This window comes from Porphyromonas miyakawae (genome assembly GCF_045865415.1).
GTDB lineage: Bacteria > Bacteroidota > Bacteroidia > Bacteroidales > Porphyromonadaceae > Porphyromonas > Porphyromonas miyakawae.
Window position 1 is genome coordinate 357,205 of sequence record NZ_BAAFSF010000001.1, and the last position, 19,793, is coordinate 376,997.

Sequence of the window (19,793 nt, forward strand, 5' to 3'; positions counted from 1 at the left end):
GAGCGAATAAGTTAGCCTAACAGTATTAAGCTTCTTATCGATCCGCCCCCAAGTAGAAAGGCGCAGAAAAAAGATATAGATGTTTCAAATGAAAGGTTCTGATGTTTCGTTTGAAAGATTCTGATGTATTGAACGAAAGATACAGATCTTTTTTCTTGTGCAGCAATGTCCTTAATTCAAAGCGTTTTACTACTTTTGATCAAAGAAGGGCAGGAGTAGCGCTCTTAGTTACGAAGAAAAAAATAATGGAAAGGCAGCGTACACTCAATTTAAGGGGACAACTGATGGATTTATCCACCCCTCAGGTAATGGGTATTATCAATGTAACGCCGGATTCGTTTTATGCCGGAAGTAGGAGAAGCGGAGAGAAAGCCATCACGGAGCGGATAGAGCAGATACTACGTGAAGGCGGTACTTTAGTAGATGTAGGCGGATGCTCTACACGGCCCGGCAATCGTCTGCCTGACGAAGCAGAAGAAATGGAGCGCCTCCGGCCTGCTTTGGAACTACTGAGCAAACACTACCCGCAAGTACCTATTTCCGTGGACACGTTTAGAAGTCGGGTAGCCCGAATGGCTGTTGAGGAGTATGGAGCAGCTATTGTAAATGATATATCCGGGGGTTTAGCCGATGAGCAGATGTTTCGCACTGTAGGAGGCTTAGGGGTGGCTTATATACTGATGCATATATCGGGCACCGTGGAGACAATGCACGAAGAGCCTCACTATGAGCCTAACGTAGAGAGCGCCGTGGCTGACTTTTTTATTCGCCAAGTAGCGGCTCTTCGTAAAGAGGGCGTAAATGATATTATCTTGGATGCGGGTTTTGGTTTTTCTAAGAGTCCGGAGGATAATTATCGTCTGATGGCACATTGTGCCGATGCCTTTCGCGACTTGGGTTTGCCACTGCTGGTAGGGGTATCGCGTAAAAGAATGATTTGGCGACTTTTGGACTCCTCCCCTGATGAGGCGCTTAATGGAACTACCGTACTGAATACGATTGCACTGATGTTAGATGGTGCCGATATACTTCGTGTGCATGATGTGCGCGAGGCTGTGGAGGCTGTTAAATTAGTTGCTCAGGTCAAAACTTATTTATCACGTTAAGGTGCTATGATGCTACTTTGGTTACAATTCTCCTTCAAGGATGCTGTAGATATTTTTCTTGTTGCCGTTTCCCTCTACTACATATACCATGTACTGAAGTCGAGTGGATCTAAGACGCTTTTTATGGGGATCATTACCTTTTTCCTTATTTGGGTTTTGGTCTCCAAGATTCTTCAGATGCAGCTGATGGGGAGCATACTCGATATGTTTATCAGCGTAGGCGCTATCTCATTGGTCATTATTTTCCAGGAGGAGATTCGCCGCTTCCTCTTCACTTTAGGCTCCACAAAGCGTTGGAGCTTCCTTTGGTCACTTTTCCACAACGATGCTACGGAAGAAAGTGAAGAGCAGAGTCGTATAGTAGCCTCTATTGTGCTTGCTTGCCTCAATATGTCGCGTAAGAAAACGGGGGCACTCATCGTAATTCAAGAGTCTATGGATTTGGCGGGCTACATACATACCGGCGAAATGTTTAATAGCGAAGTCAATGCTCGTCTGATAGAGAATATTTTTTTCAAAAATAGCCCTTTACATGATGGCGCAATGATTATTTCCGATGGGATGATTCGTGCCGCAGGTTGTATTTTGCCGGTAGCAACCGGTAGAGATCTAAATAAGGACTTGGGGCTACGGCATCGCTCGGCATTGGGTTTGGCACAGGAGACTGATGCAAAGGTGATTATTGTGAGTGAGGAGCGCGGAAAGGTCTCTTTCGCTCAGAATGGGGTTTTGCATGTGGATATAAGTCTTGAAGAATTGCGACAAGCACTTGAGAAAACATCCTTGATAGGCATAGAATAGTCAGGTTCGACTGAGTAGAAATCTTTTTCGGCTTTTCGTGTACACAAGGAAATAAGCGAAATCTTACACTATGGGTAAAACAATGATCTACTCTTATATGCCGCGACTTTTTAGAGGCGTAGCTGCACCTCTTGTGGCAGGGGGTAGCTATGAGCAAAATGGTAGCGGTAAGTTTGCCGATATGGATGAGAAAGCTTTGCAGCAGCTTCGGTCAATGGGCTTTACCCATATTTGGCCCATTGGAGTGATTCGGCATGCCTCTCGCTGTGCCTTTCCTGAGCAGGGAATAGAAGCCGATCCACAAGCCACTGTGAAAGGACAGGCAGGCTCTCCTTATGCTATTGCCGACTATTTTGATGTGGCTCCTTACTTAGCGCACGACCCTGCAAAGCGTATGGAGGAATTTGAAGCCCTTCTGGAGCGCTCGCATCGTATGGGGTTGAAATGTATCATTGACTTTGTACCCAACCATGTGGCACGTACTTACCACTCCCTCTCGCATAAGGACTTCGGAGTAGCCGATGACCGGACGAAGCGCTATGAGAGAGATAATAACTTTTACTGGTTGCCGGATGAGAAACTTATTTTGGAGGGCACTCCCAACTATACAGAGTGTCCTGCACGAGTGACCGGAAATGATCGTTTCACTACGCAAGTGGGTGCAAATGATTGGTATGATACGGTCAAGCTTAACTACGGAATAGATTATACCACCACTCCGCCACGAGAAGATTTTGAGCCCATACCGGCTACTTGGCATGATATGCTGGAGATACTACTCTATTGGGCAGAAAAAGGGGTGGATGGCTTTCGCTGTGATATGGCAGAGATGGTTCCCGAGGCATTTTGGCGTTGGGTTATCGCGATCGTGAAAGCCCGATATGCGGTGTGCTTTATAGCGGAAATATATCGCACGGAGCTGTATGAGGCTTTTAGGTTGGCAGGCTTTGACTATCTCTACGATAAGGTGGGACTCTACGACACTCTGATAGATGTAACCAAAGGATTTCGCCCGGCAGAGGCCATTCGTGGGGCATTGGAGGCTGAGGCCGGCTATAGGGAGTACATGCTCACCTTCTTAGAAAATCATGACGAGTATCGCCTCGCTTCAAAAGGCTGTTTGGGTAGTGCAAAGGCCGCCATTCCGGCCCTAGCTGTAGCTCTTTTTGCCGGCAAGGGTCCCTATATGCATTACTTTGGTCAAGCTCTGTGTGAGGAGGCAAGTCGACCAGCAGGCTTTTCAAAAGGAGCCGGACGCACCTCTATATATGATTTCGTAGAGGTGCCTTCTGTCTCAAGTTGGATACGGGGTGATTATACGGATTTTTATCTGGGCCATAAGGAAAAACGCCTGTCGGAGCGATATAAAGAGATGCTGTATTGGGCTTCTGCACTCAAGGTGGTAGAGGAAGGTAGCTATTACTATTTGCCTTCAGAGAGCTATAAAGTAGAGGGCGCAGATCCTTCAAAGCTATATCTGTTCTTACGTTATAATGAGGATGAGGTACTGCTATCGGCATCTAATTTTAGTACACAAGAAGCACATATTACTCTTCGTTGGCCCTCTCATCTATTGGATTTGATGAAAATAGGCGATGGTGAACGGGTAGCAAGATTAGTTGATTTGAATGGTACAAAGGTGCTGCCTTACTGTAGTATAGCATCTTTTGCTCCGTTATCTTTTGAGGTGAATAAGCAAGAAGTTACCTTATTGCACTTCATATTACAAGAATAAAGCGTATTTTTGCAGTACCGAAGCGCACAAGCGCTTTGTATCTGCTTGTAAAAGCATAAAAGTGGGAATAGAAAAAGCAATCATTAAAGGAGGAAGATAGGGGATTATGATACAAGATAATGCACCATTCTTGGTCTTTTCAGGATCTCAATCACAACATTTGACAGAGCAAATCTGTAAACATTTGGGCTGCTCGATGGGTAGGATGAATATACAGCACTTCGCCGATGGCGAGTTTGCTGTTTGTTATGAAGAAAGTATTCGCGGGGCAGACGTATTTCTTGTTCAGTCCACAAATCCGTCAAGCGACAACCTGATGGAGTTACTTCTCATGATCGATGCTGCCAAGCGTGCCAGCGCACACTATATTACAGCAGTGATCCCTTACTTTGGCTGGGCCCGTCAGGATCGTAAAGACCGTCCGCGTGTATCTATTGGAGCTAAGTTAATCGCCGACCTATTGGGGGTGGCAGGTATCACACGTTTGATTACGATGGATTTACATGCCGACCAGATACAAGGTTTCTTCAATTGCCCTGTGGATCACCTTTACGGGAGTAGTATCTTTATGGATTACATCGAAAAAGAGATCCCCTTACAAAACTTAGTGGTCGCAACTCCTGACGTGGGAGGTACGAAGCGCGTTAATAGCTATGCAAAGCATTTAGGCGTGCCTATGGTGATCTGCCACAAGAGCCGTATTCGTGCTAATGAAGTAGCTGAGATGCGTATTATCGGTGATGTAAAGGGTAAGGATGTATTATTGGTTGATGATATCGTCGATACAGCCGGTACCATTACTAAAGCTGCTGACCTGATGATTGAGAACGGAGCAAGAACCGTGCGCGCCATAGCAAGTCATGCGGTAATGAGTGACCCTGCTACCGAGCGAATAGAGGCAAGTAAGCTGACCGAAATGATCTTTACCGATAGTATTCCCTATTATAAGGATTGTAGCAAGGTGAAGGTGCTTTCAGTAGCTAAGCTAATCGCTGAATCAATCCGTAGGGTTTGCTCACACGAGTCTATTAGCTCACTGTACACATTCTGATTGCACAGAGCATAGAGCAGACGATTATAGAAAAGGGAGTAGCACTAATTCTGTGCTGCTCCCTTTCTGTTATTTATTGCGCGTAAGAAAGAGGACTCTAATGAAGCCTTCGCTGAAGGATTCGCTATTTCATAAAATCTCTATTAGCGAGCATTGATAATGCTATTGAGTACGCGTGCAGTATGAATCAGTTTACCGCTCTTGCAGGAATATATTTCTACGCTCCACACATGTGTAGAGCGCCCTTTGTGCAATATGCGGGCCTCCCCTCGCATGGTGTCGCCTTCCATGGCACCGGCTACATGATAGCCGCTCACTTGCGTCCCCACTTGTATCTGCCTATCCTTGAGTAATACCACGGAGCCGAAGCCTGCGAGCGTTTCAGCAAAAGCTAAGTTGGCTCCACCATGTACGATTCCCATGGGTTGGCGAGTATGCTCATTCACCGGCATAGTGCCCTCCACATACCCTTTAGCTATGTGTGTGCAAGTGATCCCCAAGGTGGCGATCAATGAGTTGACGGTCAGTTGATTAATAGCTTCCGGAGTGATGGGAAGAGTTTCTGTGTCCTCACGTATGTATTTATTAATGAGGTGCGCTATACCACTCTGTGAAGTGGGGAGCGTGATGTAGTCGGCACAAGCTTTTACTGCCTCCGGGGCATCTCCCATAGCAACTCCAAGACCGGCAGACTGCATGAAGCCGGTATCCTCGGGGCGGTAGCCTACACAGATAATCTCCTCTCGGAGTAGATCTAATTTTTCAATAAAAAAATGGAGTAGGTCGCAGGGACTAATCTCTCGCTCTTGCTTCGTATGGCAGTTGTAAATAGAGCTTCCTCCTTGCGGTAATAAATAGCCACTATAAGTATCTAACTGAAGAGGCCCTACTAAGGGAAGTAGGGAGTCGAGAGAGCTACTGCCAATGATAGCGATGCGTAGCCCATACACAGCTTGTGCGGCTACAAGTGCCTCAATTTCTATGTCGGAAAGGGTATGGTCCTGCCTATACAGGGATCCCTCTGCATGGAGAAAAAGGAGCTTATATTTTGATGTGCGATTCTTTTGACTCATAGCGTGATGTAGATTGGTGTCAGTGTGCTTCAAGCCAGTTTGCCCCCGTATCTATAGATACCTCTATAGGTACGTTCAATGTGCCTAATGCGTTCTTCATCTCTTCCTCAACGATATTTTTGAGGAGCCCGGTTTCATCTATGTGGGCATCGAAATTCAACTCGTCGTGCACTTGCATGATCATACGGCTTTTGAGATGCTCTTTGCGGAGACGCCGGTCAATACGCACCATGGCTATCTTGATCATATCGGCAGCAGAGCCTTGAATGGGGGCATTGACTGCATTGCGTTCTGCAAAATTACGTACTGTGGCATTACGGCTTGTTATATCCGGCAGGTAGCGGCGGCGACCCATAATAGTCTCTGCATAGCCCTTCTCTTTAGCTTTAGCAATACATCGCTCTACGAAGTTGGTAACGGCGGGGTAGTGGCTGTTGTAGCCATCAATAAGTTCTTTTGCCTGTCCCATGGGAATACGTAGTCGCTTGCTTAGTCCGAAGGGGGAGATCCCATAAATAATGCCGAAATTAGCTGTCTTGGCATGAGAACGCTGTTGTGCTGTCACTTGATCAAAAGGCACGCCATAGATACGTGCCGCAGTAGAGCGATGAATGTCTAATCCATCCTTAAAGGCCTGTATGAGTGCATCATCCTCGCTAAAGTGTGCGAGTAGACGTAATTCAATTTGTGAATAATCGGCACTCAGAAAGGTGTACTCCTCGTTAGTCGGAATGAATGCAGCACGTATCTCTTGTCCGATATCAGTGCGGACGGGTATGTTTTGTAGGTTGGGATTGGAAGAAGAGAGGCGACCGGTAGCAGCGATAGCCTGATTAAAGGAAGTGTGTAATTTGCCATCAGCATGAAGAAAGCCCGGTAGAGCTTCAATATAGGTACTCACCAGCTTACGAATGCCACGCCACTCAAGCAATTTATCTACAATAGGGTGGTCCACACGATACTTATCCAGTACCTCCTCGCTTGTTGCATAGAAGCCAGTTTTAGTTTTTGCCGGACGAGCGTCTATCTGTAAATCGTCAAAGAGCACCTCGCCTACTTGTGCGGGGCTGTTAAGATTAAAGCGTTTGCCGGCTATATCAATTATCTCTTTTTCTAATCTTTCTAATTGGTTTTTAAGCCCTTTCCCTGCTTCATTGAGTCGATCCACATCCAGTCTCACACCATACTCCTCCATATCTTTCAGAACAGCAACCAAAGGCATTTCTACCTCGTCAAAGAGTGTTTGCAGAGAGTCGTTGCAAAGTTCTTTCTTTAGTATGGGTTGAAGACGAAGAGTGACATCGGCATCCTCAGCGGAATAGTCGCTGAGCAGAGCTGCAGGTACATCTTGTCGCAAAGAGAAGTTTTTCTTATCAGAGAGAGCCTTATAAGGCACCATCTTCCATGAGAGATACTGAAGCGCTTGTGCATCTAAGTTGTGAGGTTTTTCAGGTGCTACCAAGTAATGCGCTATCATCGTATCAAAGAGAGGCGTTGGATAAGCGACTCCATAGCGGGCAAGTACCTCGGTATCAAACTTAGCGTTTTGCGCCACTTTTAGAATGTGCGTATCGGTCATGAAAGAGGAGAGCGGAGAGAGAATGTGACAAACCGCCTCCCGGTCTGTGGGGAGTAGTACGAAATAGGACTCACCGGGCGCAACTGCTACGGAAAGGCCTACTATATGGCACAATAAGGGATCTGTACCATCTGTCTCCGTATCAAAAGCAAAAGAGTCAGCTTCTGAGAGCCGTTTCCAGAGAATGGCGAGCTCCTGCTCAGTTTGCAAAAGGCGATAGTTGGTATCTCTCGTCTGATAGCTGTAGCCCTCCGGTTCAGGCTTCTGTATGTTCACTTCGGAAGAAGAGTGATCCCTGTTTGCTGTATCAAAGAGAGTGCCGAGAGACTGCTTAGGATAAAGTCGGTTGAGTAAAGACTTGAACTCCAATTGCTCCAAAAGAGCCGTTAAGGAGTCTCTGTCTGCCTCTTTTCGGGCAAAAGACTTAATGGACTCCTCTATAGGTACATCCAGTCTAATCTCTACCAACTCTTTAGAGATAAGTGTAGTCTCACGATTCTCCTCTAACTTCTTTTTGTGTGCCGGCTTTAGATCATTCAGGTGCTCATAAAGGCTTTCGATTGAGGGGTATTGCCGTAGCAGTGTAGAGGCTGTCTTAGGACCTATACCGGGGCAGCCGGGGACATTGTCGGAGGTATCTCCCACTAAGCCTAACCAGTCGATTAACTGCTTGGGGTTACTTATATCGTGCTTTGCACAAACATCTGCTATCCCCATTTCTTTGAAGCCTCCTGTGATAGGAACCAGCATAGTAGACAACTCAGTAACGAGCTGACCATAGTCCTTATCTGGTGTTACCATAAAGGTGCGATACCCTTCCTTTTCGGCACGCTGCGATAAGGTGCCGATCACATCATCCGCTTCAAATCCTTTTACACCAATAGCAGGGATATGAAGCGCATCCAGCAATTGGTGAATGATCGGTACGGAGCTAAGGATGTCTTCCGGGGTAGCACTTCGTTGTGCCTTATAGTCCTTGTACAGCTCGTTGCGAAAGGATCCTCCCTCTTTATCGAAAGCTACAGCTATGTAGTCCGGATTATACTTGGTTAATATATCAAAGAGGGTAAGGGCAAAGCCGTAAGTAGCACTCACATTTTCTCCTTTTGAGTTAATCCTTGGGGAGCGTATGAGGGCATAATAACCGCGGAAGATTAGTGCATAGGCATCTAATAGGAAAAGTCTTGGTTGTGCCATATTTATTTATCGCATCTTAAGTGTAGCAATAGATAAAGCTGCTAAAATAAGAGCAATTAGCCAAAAGCGTATGCTAATCTTGCTCTCGGGGATTACATTCATAGGTCGTTGTATGAGTGCATCTATTCCGCTATTGCCGGGCTTTTGAAAGTGATGATGCAATGGCGACATCTTAAAGATGCGCTTACCTGTACCGGTGCGCCGCTTCGTTATTTTGAAGTAAGCCGTTTGTGCCAAGGACGAGAGTCCTTCGACAAAGAATAAACCACAGAGGATAGGAAGCAGAAACTCTTTGCGTATCATAATGGCGAAGGCTGCAATAATTCCTCCCAGCATTAAACTTCCTGTATCGCCCATAAATACTTGTGCCGGATAGCCGTTGTACCATAGAAAGCCCAGTGTGGCTCCAACAAAGGCAGCTGCAAAGATTACTAATTCCTCGCTTGAGGGTATGAACATGATATTTAGGTATGAGGAGAGTTCTATATGGCTCGATACGTATGCCATGATGAGTAGCACCATCCCAACCGGAGCTGAACATCCGGCTGCCAACCCATCTAACCCGTCGGTTAAGTTAACGGAATTACTGATAAAGGTGACTATAAGGATGCTTACAATGATAAAGAGGATCCAGCCCGCTACTTGCTTAGCCTCTCCTTTGAAGGGCAGTATATCAGCGTAGTCAAAATTGTTGTTTTTTACAAAGGGGATAGTCGTTTTGGTGCTCTTCGTTTCCTTATCAGCAAAATTCACTTCTGTGACATGCCCATCCATGTAGGTCTCGCTATTCTCTCTAATAGCTGCTTGTGGACTAAGGAATAGCACCGTTGCTACAATAGTTCCAACTGCAATTTGCCCGATTATCTTGTAACGTCCATGCAATCCCTCCTTACGCTTCTTGAATACTTTTATATAGTCATCCAAAAAGCCCAGTGATCCCATCAGCAAAGTCGTAATCAGCATGAGGATGATGTACACATTATCCAGTCTGGCTAAGAGAAGTGTAGGAACAATAATGGCGATAATAATGATAATACCCCCCATCGTGGGTGTGCCTTTTTTACTTAGTTGCCCCTCCAAATCCAAGTCGCGAATTGTCTCTCCAATCTGATGCTTACGTAAACTACGTATAATGGCCCCTCCGACCCATGTTGTAATGAGCAACGATAGTACAAAGGCTATCATGGCACGGAAAGATACATAATGTAGCAAGCGTGCACCTGCTATATCCCATTTGTCTAGTAAGGAACCTAAATAGTAGAGCATGGTATAAATGTTTAGTTGTTAAGCAATGTACGAAGAATCTCGGCATCATCAAAATGATGGCGGACGCCCTTCACCTCTTGATAAGTTTCGTGTCCTTTTCCGGCAACGAGTACAACGTCTTTTGGCTTTGCCAATGCAACAGCAGTGCGTATGGCTTCTGCTCTGTCTGTGATACAAAGAGTGCGAAGTTGCTCTTCTGCCGTTAACCCCTTCTTCATGTCTTCAATGATAGCCTCCGGCTCTTCAAAGCGTGGGTTGTCTGTGGTGAGAATGAGTTGCGAAGAGCGGTCAAAGGCACAGCGAGCCATCATAGGTCGTTTGCCCTGATCTCGATTGCCTCCTGCTCCCACAACGGAGATCACGCCTCCCTCTTCTGCTAACAGTTCGCCAATGGTGTCGAGTACTTTCTCCAAGGCGTCCGGTGTGTGGGCATAGTCCACGATAGCTGTACAACGGTTGGAGGAAATAACTTCAAAGCGACCTCTGGCATGGTCTAAGCGGCTGAGAGCAATTAAAATATTTTTATGTGATTCCTCATCCTCTGCCTTTAGTAATAGTGAAGCGGTAGCCCATGCAGAGAGCACATTGTACACATTAAAATCTCCAACTAAGCGGGTCCATACCTCCTGCCCATCAATTTGTAGCAAGGTGCCTGATAGAGTGTGTTCCAATACTCGCGCTTGGAAGTCGGCAGGAGCGTGCAGCGCATAACTATAGTGGGAAGCCCGGCAGTTCTGAAGCATTACACTTGCATGTCGGTCGTCTTGATTGACTAATGCAAAGCTTTCTTGTGGTAAGCTGTCAAATAGCTTTTTCTTAGCGGCTATGTAGGCATCCATAGTCTTGTGATAGTCGATGTGGTCACGTGTCAGATTGGTAAAGAGAGCACCTGCAATGTGCAGCCCTGCGATACGATCCTGATCAATGGCATGTGAGGAAGCTTCCATAAAAACGTACTGACAGCCTGCTTCAGCCATCTCGTACAGAAGTCTATTTAGCGCAATGGGGTCAGGGGTAGTTAGTTTAGCGGGGGTAGCCTCTTGATTGATGCAATTCTCAATAGTGCCAATTAATCCGGCTTTGAATCCCATATCAAGGAATAGACGGTGCAGAAGGGTAGTAGTGGTTGTTTTGCCATTTGTGCCGGTCACTGCTACCAAGGCAAGCCGTTGGGATGGATTTCCATAAAATGCCGATGCTAAATAGGCTAAAGCAAGGCGAGAGGAAGTGATGCGGATGTGCGTTGCTCCGGCTTCATTTATCCGCGCCTGCTCCGCCTCGGCAGGAAAGTGCTCACTTACCACTACCGATGCCCCTTTGTCCAATGCTGTATCAAGGAACTCCCATCCATCGCGGACGGCTCCGTTAACCGCTATAAAAAGGCTTTTTTCAACAACCTGACGCGAGTCGGCCGTAATATGAGAATACGTTGCATCGAATAAGGCATGCCCCGATACTTCAGGATGCAATGTACTGAGTATGCTAAGGATCTCTTTAAGGGAGTATGAGCAAGGTGTGGCACTATCTGTCATTGGATGAGGTATTAGAAAGATGATTTGCGTTAGATTGTGACTTGATGCTTTCCAGAGAGAGACTTACAACGGTAGAGGCATCGATAGGACTTCCGGCAGCCGGTTGTTGGGCTACCACAAATCCATTTCCTTCAAGTTTTACCTTGAGTCCGATACGCATCAGGCTATAGGTGGCATCAGCAGCGGATAAGCCTATTACACCGGGCATCTTACCGGTTGCCTTAAATTGTTGTTTGCCGGGTCGTGATACTTTAGAGAGAGAGGGCTCCAATGGTTGGATAACCTCCTTGAGATGATTGGGATTATACCGGTGATTGTGCAGTGTGACCCCCTCGGCTATCTCTTTTACTACCGGTGCGGATATAGGTCCTCCGTAAATGGATATGCGTCGTGGTGCAATAATATCTACGAAGCAAACATACTCCGGGGCTTCCGAGGGGAAAATGCCGCAGAAAGAGGCTGAATAGATATATCCACGCCCTGTGGAGCCTACTTGCGCCGTACCACTCTTTCCACTGATATTGACTATATCGGATTGCGCCAATTTTCCGGTTCCCTCTGTTACCACCATGCGGAGCATCTTTTGAAGTGCTTGGGCAGTGGCCGGGCTGCATATGGAGTCGCGTAGAACCCTTCTCTCACCTCTATAGAGGATGTGACCATCTACAGAGACTACACTATCTACCAGATAGGGACGGAGATAGTGTCCGCCGTTGGCTATCGCTGCATAAAAGGTAGCCAGAGTAATCGGGGTAACCTGCGTTTCGTAACCATGAGCTATCCAAGGAAGACTAATGGCACTCCAAGTAGGGTCTGTAACGTCCTTGATGCGAGTGGTTGCATAACCCGGGATCTCCAATTGGAGATCATCGCATAGTCCAAAGCTTTTCACTTTGTCGATGAAGCGTTGGGGGTTGTCGCTGTACCCTTTGAGTGCTATTTTAGCCATTGCCACGTTGCTGGAGAGTGCGATACATTTCTCTACAGTAATAGATCCCTTCAGTTGGCTTCCGTGATCGGTAATGGTGCGCCGTCCTATTCTGTAATAGCCGGGACCGACATCTATGAGGCTGGTAGGTGTAACGACCCCATCCTCCAAAGCAGCCATTATAGTAGCAGCCTTAAAGACGCTGCCGGGGTGGAAAAAGTCGCTAAAAGCAATGCAATAAGCCGGCTCATAATGCGCACTATCTCTTCGGCTGAGGTTGCTCATGGCTATAATTCGTCCGGTAGATACCTCCATCAGAATTGCGGTTCCTCGGTTGCCTTGTGTTTCGATAAGTCGCTTTTCAAGTGCCCGGTCAGTAATTTTTTGCAGATCTACATTGATGGTCGTGTAGAGCGAGCCACCACTATGAGGCTCTTCCAAAGTAATCTCAGTCCACGAGCCCCCGATGCGCTGCTTAAGCGTTCTGCCGGGGCGACCCACGAGTAAAGAGTCGTAGCCGGCTTCTAATCCGGAAGCGCCTTTGGTAAGCAAATTACCATCTCCATCCCCTAATACGTTGCCTATAACGGTTCCTGCCAAATCGTCGTAGGGATGCATACGGCGCTGTCGCTCCTCCTTGCGAATGCACCGCAAAAGGCTAACTGTAGACTTTCCTCCCTTGCTGTTTACATATTGGTAATACAATGCAGGGTGCGACTTGAGCTGCTCAAACTCCATGTAGGAGATCTCTTTGCCTATCAGATTAAAGGCCCGAGAGCCTTTCTTATCCCCTTTCTGCCAGCGTGCAAGAAGCTCCTTTTTATTTAGAGGAGTGCTTTGTACAATGTTTACAAGCGCATCTGCCAGCTCTTCCATCTTCTGGGTGTAGGCGCCTTTTTTCTTTAGAATTTGTACCGATTCACTCTTGAAATCAAAAAACAATTTGTAGTAGGGAGCTGAAATAGAGAGCAACTCTCCCTCTGCTGCATAGATACTGCCTCTTAGGGGAGGAATTGAGTCCTCTTTGGGCGGACTGAGCGTTTCTCCTACTTCGAGCCACTTTGCCCCCTCCACAAACATAATCTTATATACAGTGCACCAAATCGCTATGACAAAGCCTACGAAAGCCGTACCAATGATGGTGCGGTATCGGCGAAGCATGTGTTTACGTTCCTTGCGTACGCGCTCCTGTACCTCCTGATTGGACTCAGTTTTTGTTGTCTCTGCCATAGTAGATCACAAAGGGTTGATCTTCTTTCTCTGTCACGGTGGAGTTTAGCTCTTCAAGTCGAGTGCGCATAGTTTCCTCTCGAGTCAGACGCGATATATCGGCTTTGATGAATAGCTGCTTATTACGGACGGTCTCTAACTCGTTTTCCAGTTTACTGATCTGCTTGGTTTGGGATATGGTTACATAGCCCAGAGCTACGTTGCAGAAAAATAAAAAGAATATCCATACAACCAACGGTGCCCACCTACTATTGATAAAGCGCACTATCAATCCACCACTCAGCCAATAGAGAGGACTGCGGTATTTCTTTGCCTTCTTCTTGGGCGGTGGTGTTTGTGATATGCGTTCCTCGGAAAAGTGTTGAGAAGCCTCTTGCGGCAAAGGCGCTGTGGTTTCAGACAGCTCCTCCTCTTCTTGCTCAAGATGGTCTTCGGAAGGTCCTTTCTCTTCCTGAAAAGGTGAGGTGAAGGGTTGCTCTTCCGCTGAAGCGGGGGCAGAAGCCTCGTTGACTATATCGTTATATTCTTCCTCTGTTAGTCTCATGACCTCTACTGACGCTCTGCAACTCTTAGCTTGGCACTTCGGGAGCGGCTATTGCGTGCCAGTTCATCAGCTCCTGCTGTAATGGGTTTGTTGTTGACTGCCTTAAACAGGCGTGGCGCAGCACCATAAAGCATAGCTTGCTGCTTTGTGATAGTCACCTCCTGCTTAAGCCATTGCTTCACAATTCGATCCTCTAAAGAGTGGTAAGTGAGTATGGCGATGCGTCCACCTACGGGGAGCAACTCCTCGGAAGCAGTCAACAGCGCCTTCAAGGCGCCTAATTCATCGTTTATTTCTATTCGAAAAGCCTGGAAAATACGGCTTAGCTTATTGCGACGTTGCTCGGAAGCATGGGGCAAATAGGGTTGTAGACAAGCCACTAACTTTTCCATGGACCGGATCGGCATGTCGGTACGGGCTTTTACAAGTGCAGCTGCGATCTGTCGAGCATCGTGTAGCTCTCCGTATTGATAGAGAATATCAGCCAATTCGCTTTCTGCAGCACTATTGATCAATTCGGCTGCCGAGATCCCTGCACGCGGGTTCATACGCATGTCGGGAAGTGCCTCCTCAAAGCGAAAGCTAAAGCCTCGCTCAGGTGTATCAAAGTGGTGCGACGAAACCCCCAAGTCGGCAAGAATTCCTTGCACCTGCGACACCCCATAGTACTCCATCCAATGGGCTGCATAACGAAAGTTGGACGCAATAAAAGTAAAACGCTCATCCTCTGGCGCATTGGCGGCTGCATCAGGATCTTGATCAAAGCCGTATAAGTGCCCTTGTGCGGAGAGTTGCTCTAAAATACAGCGCGTATGCCCACCTCCGCCAAATGTGGCATCTATATAGATACCATCAGGGTCAGTCACCAAGAGCTCTACGGAGCGCTCTCGAAGCACCGGTACGTGATAGCACCCGGCTTCCGTCTGGGGGGTGTGGAGTTCCTCTTTCATGCTTGTCTAATTCTCTTGCAAAGGTAATCAACGGCAAGGCTTTTTCAAACTAATAGACACTTTTCTATATTGTCCGGAAAAATATGCTTCCCCAACAAGTGAAAATGCGGATTGTTTGTTGAGTAGGCGCATAAGATAAGGACTTTACAAAGGATGTAGATCTCTCGTCTAAAAGATCAGAAAGTTTCAAACGAAAGGTACTGATCTTTTAATTAAAAGTTATAGATGTTTCATTTGAAAGTTATAGATGTTTCGGGGAGGGTGTGGGGGGAATGAATTTCCTCGGATAAAATACTTGCAAAATATTTTAAGGCTAACTTTTTGCATAAAGAAAGGTTGCCTTTTCGGTTGAGCCTTTTTTAGCTACGCCGGTTAATAGTGAACAAAATGAGGTAAAACTTGTTCTAAAAGCGAGTTTAGAGCGATTATGGGACATTTGGTAGCTATTGTGGGGCGCCCCAATGTGGGGAAGAGTACCCTTTTTAATCGGTTGGTTGGCACTCGCCAAGCAATTGTCAACGATGAAGCCGGCACGACGCGTGATCGGCAGTATGGGCATGCGGAGTGGACGGGAAAGACCTTCTCGGTGGTGGATACCGGTGGCTGGGTGGCCGGTAGCGATGACGTATTTGAGAGCGAAATCAACAAGCAAGCTATTATAGCAGTAGAGGAGGCGGATGTAATCCTTTTTGTGGTAGATGTACAAGATGGTATCAATGAATTAGACAAAGAGGTATCGAATGTCCTGCGTCGAAGCGATCGTCCTATATTAGTGGTGGCGAATAAAGCCGACAATTTTGAGATAGGAATGCAGAGTGCTGAGTTTTACGCACTTGGATTAGGCGATCCCTATCCTGTAAGTGCCATCAACGGCAGCGGAACAGGCGATCTGTTGGATAAAGTGGTGAGCCTCTTTAAGCCGAAGGAGCGGGAGACAACAGAAAAGGATTTGCCTCACTTTGCCGTGATAGGGCGTCCAAATGCAGGTAAGTCCTCTTTAATTAATGCTTTTCTCGGTGAGGATCGCAACATTGTAACCAACATAGCCGGCACAACGAGGGATGCTATCTATACAGAGTATAATAAGTTTGGAATGAACTTTTATCTTGTGGATACAGCCGGTATCCGCAAGAAGGGTAAGGTGCAGGAAGATCCCGAGTACTACTCAGTGATTAGGGCAATTCGTGCGATTGAATATTGTGATGTGGCTATCGCACTAATTGATGCTACACGCGGCATAGAGGCACAAGATGTGAATATTATTTCACTTGCCTTGCGCAATAGTAAAGGCTTGGTAGTGTGTGTCAATAAGTGGGATTTGGTGGAGGATAAGTCTCCGGCTGCTATTAGGCATTTTGAGGCTGCAATTCGCGAGCGATTGGCGCCTTTTACCGATTTTCCTATACTATTTGTATCGGCACTCACTAAGCAACGAATCTTTAAAATACTTGAGACAGCGCAGGGAGTATATAATCGGAGAAAAAGCCGTATACCTACACATAAGCTGAATGAGGTTATGTTGCCTATTATAGAGCAGACGCCTCCCCCTTCGTGGAAGGGTAAGTACATCAAAATAAAGTATGTAATGCAAATCCCGACCGCTGTGCCCTCCTTTGCTTTCTATACCAACTTAAGTAAATGGGTAAAGGAGCCTTATAAGCGTTTTTTGGAGAATAAGATTCGCGAGAACTGGGACTTCAACGGCGTACCAATTAATGTGTTTATTCGCGATAAGTAGCCGATAAAGTGGGGAGGGGCTTGTATAGGCTACTCCCCTAATGATGGATATTGAGTTTACTGAACGTCCCTTTTACATTGCAGGGGAAACTTTTATTTCCGGCTGTGCCATAGCGGTCTATGAGGAAATTCTCAAACAAACGAGCCGGTAAATCTGTTGTAGGAGAGATATGTCTGAGACTATGCGTGCAACCTTTATTATCCCGGCAGGGGGTAGCGGTGTACGCTTTGGTGCAACCTTGCCTAAGCAGTTCGTCTTGTTTCAGGGCGAGCCGCTTATCGGTTATACCCTTCGGAGAATAGCGCCTTTTGCTTCTGAGATCATACTTTCGCTTCCGGAGGAGTATATTTTCTATACGCAAGAGTTAGTTAAGCCGCTCTCTCTCAAGGTACCAATCCACTATGTGAAGGGTGGAGCAACTCGTTATGAGTCTGTGCGTAATGCCCTCGCTATATCTCCCCAAGAGGGTCTGGTAGCTGTGCATGATGCAGTGCGTCCGTTTGTGGCAGCTCAAGTGATAGAACAACTCCTTTTGGAAGCAGATCTGAAGGGAGCGGCAGTGCCTTTTCTCCCCTTACGCGATAGCCTTAGGCAAAAGAATGAAAACGGCTCTTGCGCAGTCGATCGAAGCAACTTCTTGGTAGTGCAGACCCCTCAAGTATTCCGCGCGGCTCTTCTATGTAGGGCATACCAAGAGCCATACCGCAACTCCTTTACCGATGATTGCTCCGTATATGAAACCGCTTTCCCCAGGGCTGAGATAGCTCTGGTAAAAGGGAACGAGGAGAATATAAAGATCACGACCCCCTTGGATGCCTTTCTATTCGATGCACTCCGACAAAGAATAGAGTAGTCTATGCCTCAACAACGTAATTACTTAGATACTCCTCTTCGTTATCTTCCCACGCTTGGGGAGAAGCGAGCGACTCTGTTAGAGAATGAGTTGGGGCTACGCACTTATCGTGATCTGATTTATTACTTCCCGTTCCGTTATGTAGATCGTACAGTGATTACACCCATTCGGGAGTTGCGCAATATTCACCGTGAAGTACAACTTAAAGGATATCTGACTGACTACCGACAAGAAGGAGTAGGCCGTAAGCAACGCCTTAAAGCAACATTTAAGGATGCAACCGGGCAAGTAGAGCTTGTTTGGTTTAAAGGAAGTGATTGGCTCAAGAAGCGTTATCCGGAAGGGAAGTGTTATGTACTTTTAGGGCAACCTCGTCTCTATAATGGTATTTATTCGGTCTCTCATCCTGAGTTAACGCCTGCCGAGAGCCCCGACTTGGCAGTGGGCGCTCTCTATGGGGTGTATAATACGACCGAAAAGATGAAGCGTGCACGTCTCACCCCAAGTGTATTAGGCAAGATCATCGCCTCCTTGTTGCACCTTATTCCTACCTATGTAGAGGAGACTCTTCCAAGTGAGATATGTGCGCAACAGCACCTTATCCCATTACCCGACGCACTGCAACAGATTCATGTGCCTCGAAGTACAAAAGAGCTGCAAGCGGCGATTCATCGTCTTAAGTTTGATGAGCTATTCTATTTGCAGCTCATGCTTCGCCAAACCAAGTTGGAGCGGCATAAGCGTTTTGAGGGGTATCGCTTTGAGCATGTGGGATTTACGTTCAACAGCCTTTATGACTCCCTCCCTTTTTCGCTTACACAAGCCCAAAAGCGTGTGATACGTGAGATTCGGTTAGACTGCAATGCCGGACACCAGATGAATCGCCTCCTGCAAGGAGATGTAGGCTCCGGAAAAACCTTAGTAGCGGCTTTCTCTATGCTGCTGGCCATTGACAATGGTTACCAAAGCTGCCTTATGGCTCCTACGGAGATTTTGGCGGCACAGCACTACGCTACACTCAGTCGTTTGCTGTCACCTATTGGCGTTGAGGTCGCATTGCTTACCGGCAGCTCAACACCCAAAGAGCGTCGCCCTATATTAGAAGGAAGTGCTGATGGTACACTACCTATATTGGTCGGTACGCATGCACTTATTGAGGAGGGCGTGTGCTTTGCCCATCTGGGGCTTGCCGTGATTGATGAACAGCACCGCTTTGGCGTGGCACAGCGTGCTAAGCTTTGGGGTAAAGCCACTGATGTGCTACCGCATATCCTTATAATGAGTGCTACACCGATACCGCGCACACTGGCCATGACACTTTATGGAGACTTGGATATCTCTACCATAGATGAACTTCCCCCCGGACGCAAGCCAATTGTAACAAAGCATCTGTATGAAGACGGTATATCTCTTGCCTATGATTTTATACGTGATCGAATAGCCGAAGGAAGGCAGGTGTATGTGGTTTTCCCTATGATAGAGGGTTCGGAGGCAAGTGATTATGCCAACTTGGAGACCGGTTACAAGCGATTTGTCTATATGTTCGGTGAGCGTAACGTAACTTGGGTGCATGGCAAACTCCCGCCAAAGGATAAACAAGAGAGAATGGATGCTTTTGCTCGTAATGAGGTACCTATTCTTCTCTCTACGACCGTGATTGAGGTAGGAGTAGATGTCCCTAATGCAACGGTGATGATGATTGAAAATGCTGATCGCTTTGGCTTGAGTCAGTTACATCAATTGCGTGGTCGGGTTGGCCGTGGAGACAATCAAAGCTACTGCATCTTAGTTACCCCGCGAGCGCTCTCATATACTGCTAAGCGACGAATGGAGGTGATGACAAGCACTACGGATGGTTTTGTAATTGCCGAGGAGGATATGAAGCTCCGGGGGGCAGGGGATATAGAGGGTACTCGGCAGAGCGGAGACTTGAGTAAGCTCTCCCTTGCCAAACCCACAGAGGATGTGCTCCTTATGCGTCTTGCAGGGGCTGTTGCAAGCGATGTACTCGCTGCCGACCCGGAGGCAAAGAATCCTCTCTATGCACCGATGTGGCTGGAGCTTGAACGGCTCTATCCGAGGGAAGAGCGTTGGGGAAATATCAGTTGAACCACGCGCTAAAGGTCACTCTATTCACGTACTAAAAGAAATCAGGTAATGCACCGAGAGCGTACATCACCTGATTTGTGTATTAAGCCCCTTGCTACGAA

14 protein-coding genes are annotated in these 19,793 nt (G+C 46.9%); 7 read left to right on the top strand and 7 right to left on the bottom strand.

Going from position 1 to position 19,793, the window contains the following annotated elements; genetic code table 11:
* Positions 1–245 precede the first annotated feature (245 nt).
* From folP to ACLWMH_RS01380, 4 genes are all read left to right on the top strand, one after another.
* Positions 246–1,106 carry a dihydropteroate synthase gene (gene folP / locus ACLWMH_RS01365; RefSeq protein WP_411914966.1) on the top strand — a complete coding sequence of 287 codons (861 nt, stop codon included), beginning with the start codon at positions 246–248 and terminating at the stop codon, positions 1,104–1,106.
* Positions 1,107–1,112: 6 nt separating this feature from the next.
* A complete protein-coding gene (cdaA, locus tag ACLWMH_RS01370; RefSeq protein ID WP_411914967.1) occupies positions 1,113–1,907 on the top strand; it encodes a diadenylate cyclase CdaA in 795 nt (264 codons plus the stop codon).
* An 82-nt stretch (positions 1,908–1,989) separates the two neighbouring features.
* Entirely contained in the window at positions 1,990–3,642 is a 1,653-nt protein-coding gene (locus ACLWMH_RS01375) for an alpha-amylase family glycosyl hydrolase (RefSeq protein WP_411914968.1), read from the top strand.
* Between the two features lie 106 nt (positions 3,643–3,748).
* Positions 3,749–4,693, top strand: a complete 945-nt coding sequence (locus ACLWMH_RS01380; RefSeq protein ID WP_411914969.1) for a ribose-phosphate pyrophosphokinase — start codon at positions 3,749–3,751, stop codon at positions 4,691–4,693.
* Positions 4,694–4,836: 143 nt separating this feature from the next.
* On the opposite strand, the gene ACLWMH_RS01385 is transcribed toward ACLWMH_RS01380, so the two are convergent.
* Genes ACLWMH_RS01385 through rsmH form a run of 7 tightly spaced genes read right to left on the bottom strand, consistent with a single transcriptional unit; the run spans position 4,837 to position 14,992 of the window.
* Positions 4,837–5,766, bottom strand: coding sequence for a hotdog fold thioesterase (locus ACLWMH_RS01385; protein ID WP_411914970.1), 930 nt, complete (start codon positions 5,764–5,766; stop codon positions 4,837–4,839).
* Between the two features lie 19 nt (positions 5,767–5,785).
* Positions 5,786–8,542 carry a DNA polymerase I gene (polA, locus tag ACLWMH_RS01390; protein ID WP_411914971.1) on the bottom strand — a complete coding sequence of 919 codons (2,757 nt, stop codon included), beginning with the start codon at positions 8,540–8,542 and terminating at the stop codon, positions 5,786–5,788.
* Between the two features lie 6 nt (positions 8,543–8,548).
* Entirely contained in the window at positions 8,549–9,808 is a 1,260-nt protein-coding gene (gene mraY / locus ACLWMH_RS01395) for a phospho-N-acetylmuramoyl-pentapeptide-transferase (RefSeq protein WP_411914972.1), read from the bottom strand.
* A gap of 11 nt (positions 9,809–9,819) precedes the next feature.
* On the bottom strand, positions 9,820–11,340 hold the full coding sequence (locus ACLWMH_RS01400; protein WP_411914973.1) for a UDP-N-acetylmuramoyl-L-alanyl-D-glutamate--2,6-diaminopimelate ligase: 1,521 nt from the start codon (positions 11,338–11,340) through the stop codon (positions 9,820–9,822).
* Positions 11,330–13,498 carry a penicillin-binding protein gene (locus ACLWMH_RS01405; protein WP_411914974.1) on the bottom strand — a complete coding sequence of 723 codons (2,169 nt, stop codon included), beginning with the start codon at positions 13,496–13,498 and terminating at the stop codon, positions 11,330–11,332. Before ACLWMH_RS01405 ends, ACLWMH_RS01400 begins: the two co-directional genes overlap by 11 nt.
* On the bottom strand, positions 13,476–14,042 hold the full coding sequence (locus ACLWMH_RS01410; RefSeq protein WP_411914975.1) for an FtsL-like putative cell division protein: 567 nt from the start codon (positions 14,040–14,042) through the stop codon (positions 13,476–13,478). Before ACLWMH_RS01410 ends, ACLWMH_RS01405 begins: the two co-directional genes overlap by 23 nt.
* Before the next feature lie 5 nt (positions 14,043–14,047).
* Positions 14,048–14,992, bottom strand: coding sequence for a 16S rRNA (cytosine(1402)-N(4))-methyltransferase RsmH (gene rsmH / locus ACLWMH_RS01415; protein WP_411914976.1), 945 nt, complete (start codon positions 14,990–14,992; stop codon positions 14,048–14,050).
* Between the two features lie 427 nt (positions 14,993–15,419).
* Here rsmH and der point away from each other — a divergent pair, with 427 nt between their 5' ends.
* From der to recG, 3 genes are all read left to right on the top strand, one after another.
* Positions 15,420–16,730, top strand: coding sequence for a ribosome biogenesis GTPase Der (gene der, locus ACLWMH_RS01420; protein ID WP_411914977.1), 1,311 nt, complete (start codon positions 15,420–15,422; stop codon positions 16,728–16,730).
* Positions 16,731–16,911: 181 nt separating this feature from the next.
* Positions 16,912–17,583 carry an IspD/TarI family cytidylyltransferase gene (locus tag ACLWMH_RS01425; RefSeq protein WP_411914978.1) on the top strand — a complete coding sequence of 224 codons (672 nt, stop codon included), beginning with the start codon at positions 16,912–16,914 and terminating at the stop codon, positions 17,581–17,583.
* Between the two features lie 3 nt (positions 17,584–17,586).
* Positions 17,587–19,692 (top strand): ATP-dependent DNA helicase RecG, encoded by a 2,106-nt coding sequence (recG, locus tag ACLWMH_RS01430; RefSeq protein ID WP_411914979.1) that lies wholly within the window; start codon positions 17,587–17,589, stop codon positions 19,690–19,692.
* Positions 19,693–19,793: the final 101 nt, after the last annotated feature.

What these genes read in the sequence shown, in the direction of transcription:
- ACLWMH_RS01375 (WP_411914968.1), top strand. Translation starts at nt 1,990, where the DNA reads ATGATCTACTCTTATATGCCGCGACTTTTTAGAGGCGTAGCTGCACCT.
- rsmH (WP_411914976.1), bottom strand. Translation starts at nt 14,992, where the DNA reads ATGAAAGAGGAACTCCACACCCCCCAGACGGAAGCCGGGTGCTATCAC.
- ACLWMH_RS01400 (WP_411914973.1), bottom strand. Translation starts at nt 11,340, where the DNA reads ATGACAGATAGTGCCACACCTTGCTCATACTCCCTTAAAGAGATCCTT.
- folP (WP_411914966.1), top strand. Translation starts at nt 246, where the DNA reads ATGGAAAGGCAGCGTACACTCAATTTAAGGGGACAACTGATGGATTTA.
- mraY (WP_411914972.1), bottom strand. Translation starts at nt 9,808, where the DNA reads ATGCTCTACTATTTAGGTTCCTTACTAGACAAATGGGATATAGCAGGT.
- ACLWMH_RS01425 (WP_411914978.1), top strand. Translation starts at nt 16,912, where the DNA reads ATGCGTGCAACCTTTATTATCCCGGCAGGGGGTAGCGGTGTACGCTTT.
- der (WP_411914977.1), top strand. Translation starts at nt 15,420, where the DNA reads ATGGGACATTTGGTAGCTATTGTGGGGCGCCCCAATGTGGGGAAGAGT.
- recG (WP_411914979.1), top strand. Translation starts at nt 17,587, where the DNA reads ATGCCTCAACAACGTAATTACTTAGATACTCCTCTTCGTTATCTTCCC.
- polA (WP_411914971.1), bottom strand. Translation starts at nt 8,542, where the DNA reads ATGGCACAACCAAGACTTTTCCTATTAGATGCCTATGCACTAATCTTC.
- ACLWMH_RS01385 (WP_411914970.1), bottom strand. Translation starts at nt 5,766, where the DNA reads ATGAGTCAAAAGAATCGCACATCAAAATATAAGCTCCTTTTTCTCCAT.
- ACLWMH_RS01380 (WP_411914969.1), top strand. Translation starts at nt 3,749, where the DNA reads ATGATACAAGATAATGCACCATTCTTGGTCTTTTCAGGATCTCAATCA.
- cdaA (WP_411914967.1), top strand. Translation starts at nt 1,113, where the DNA reads ATGATGCTACTTTGGTTACAATTCTCCTTCAAGGATGCTGTAGATATT.
- ACLWMH_RS01410 (WP_411914975.1), bottom strand. Translation starts at nt 14,042, where the DNA reads ATGAGACTAACAGAGGAAGAATATAACGATATAGTCAACGAGGCTTCT.
- ACLWMH_RS01405 (WP_411914974.1), bottom strand. Translation starts at nt 13,498, where the DNA reads ATGGCAGAGACAACAAAAACTGAGTCCAATCAGGAGGTACAGGAGCGC.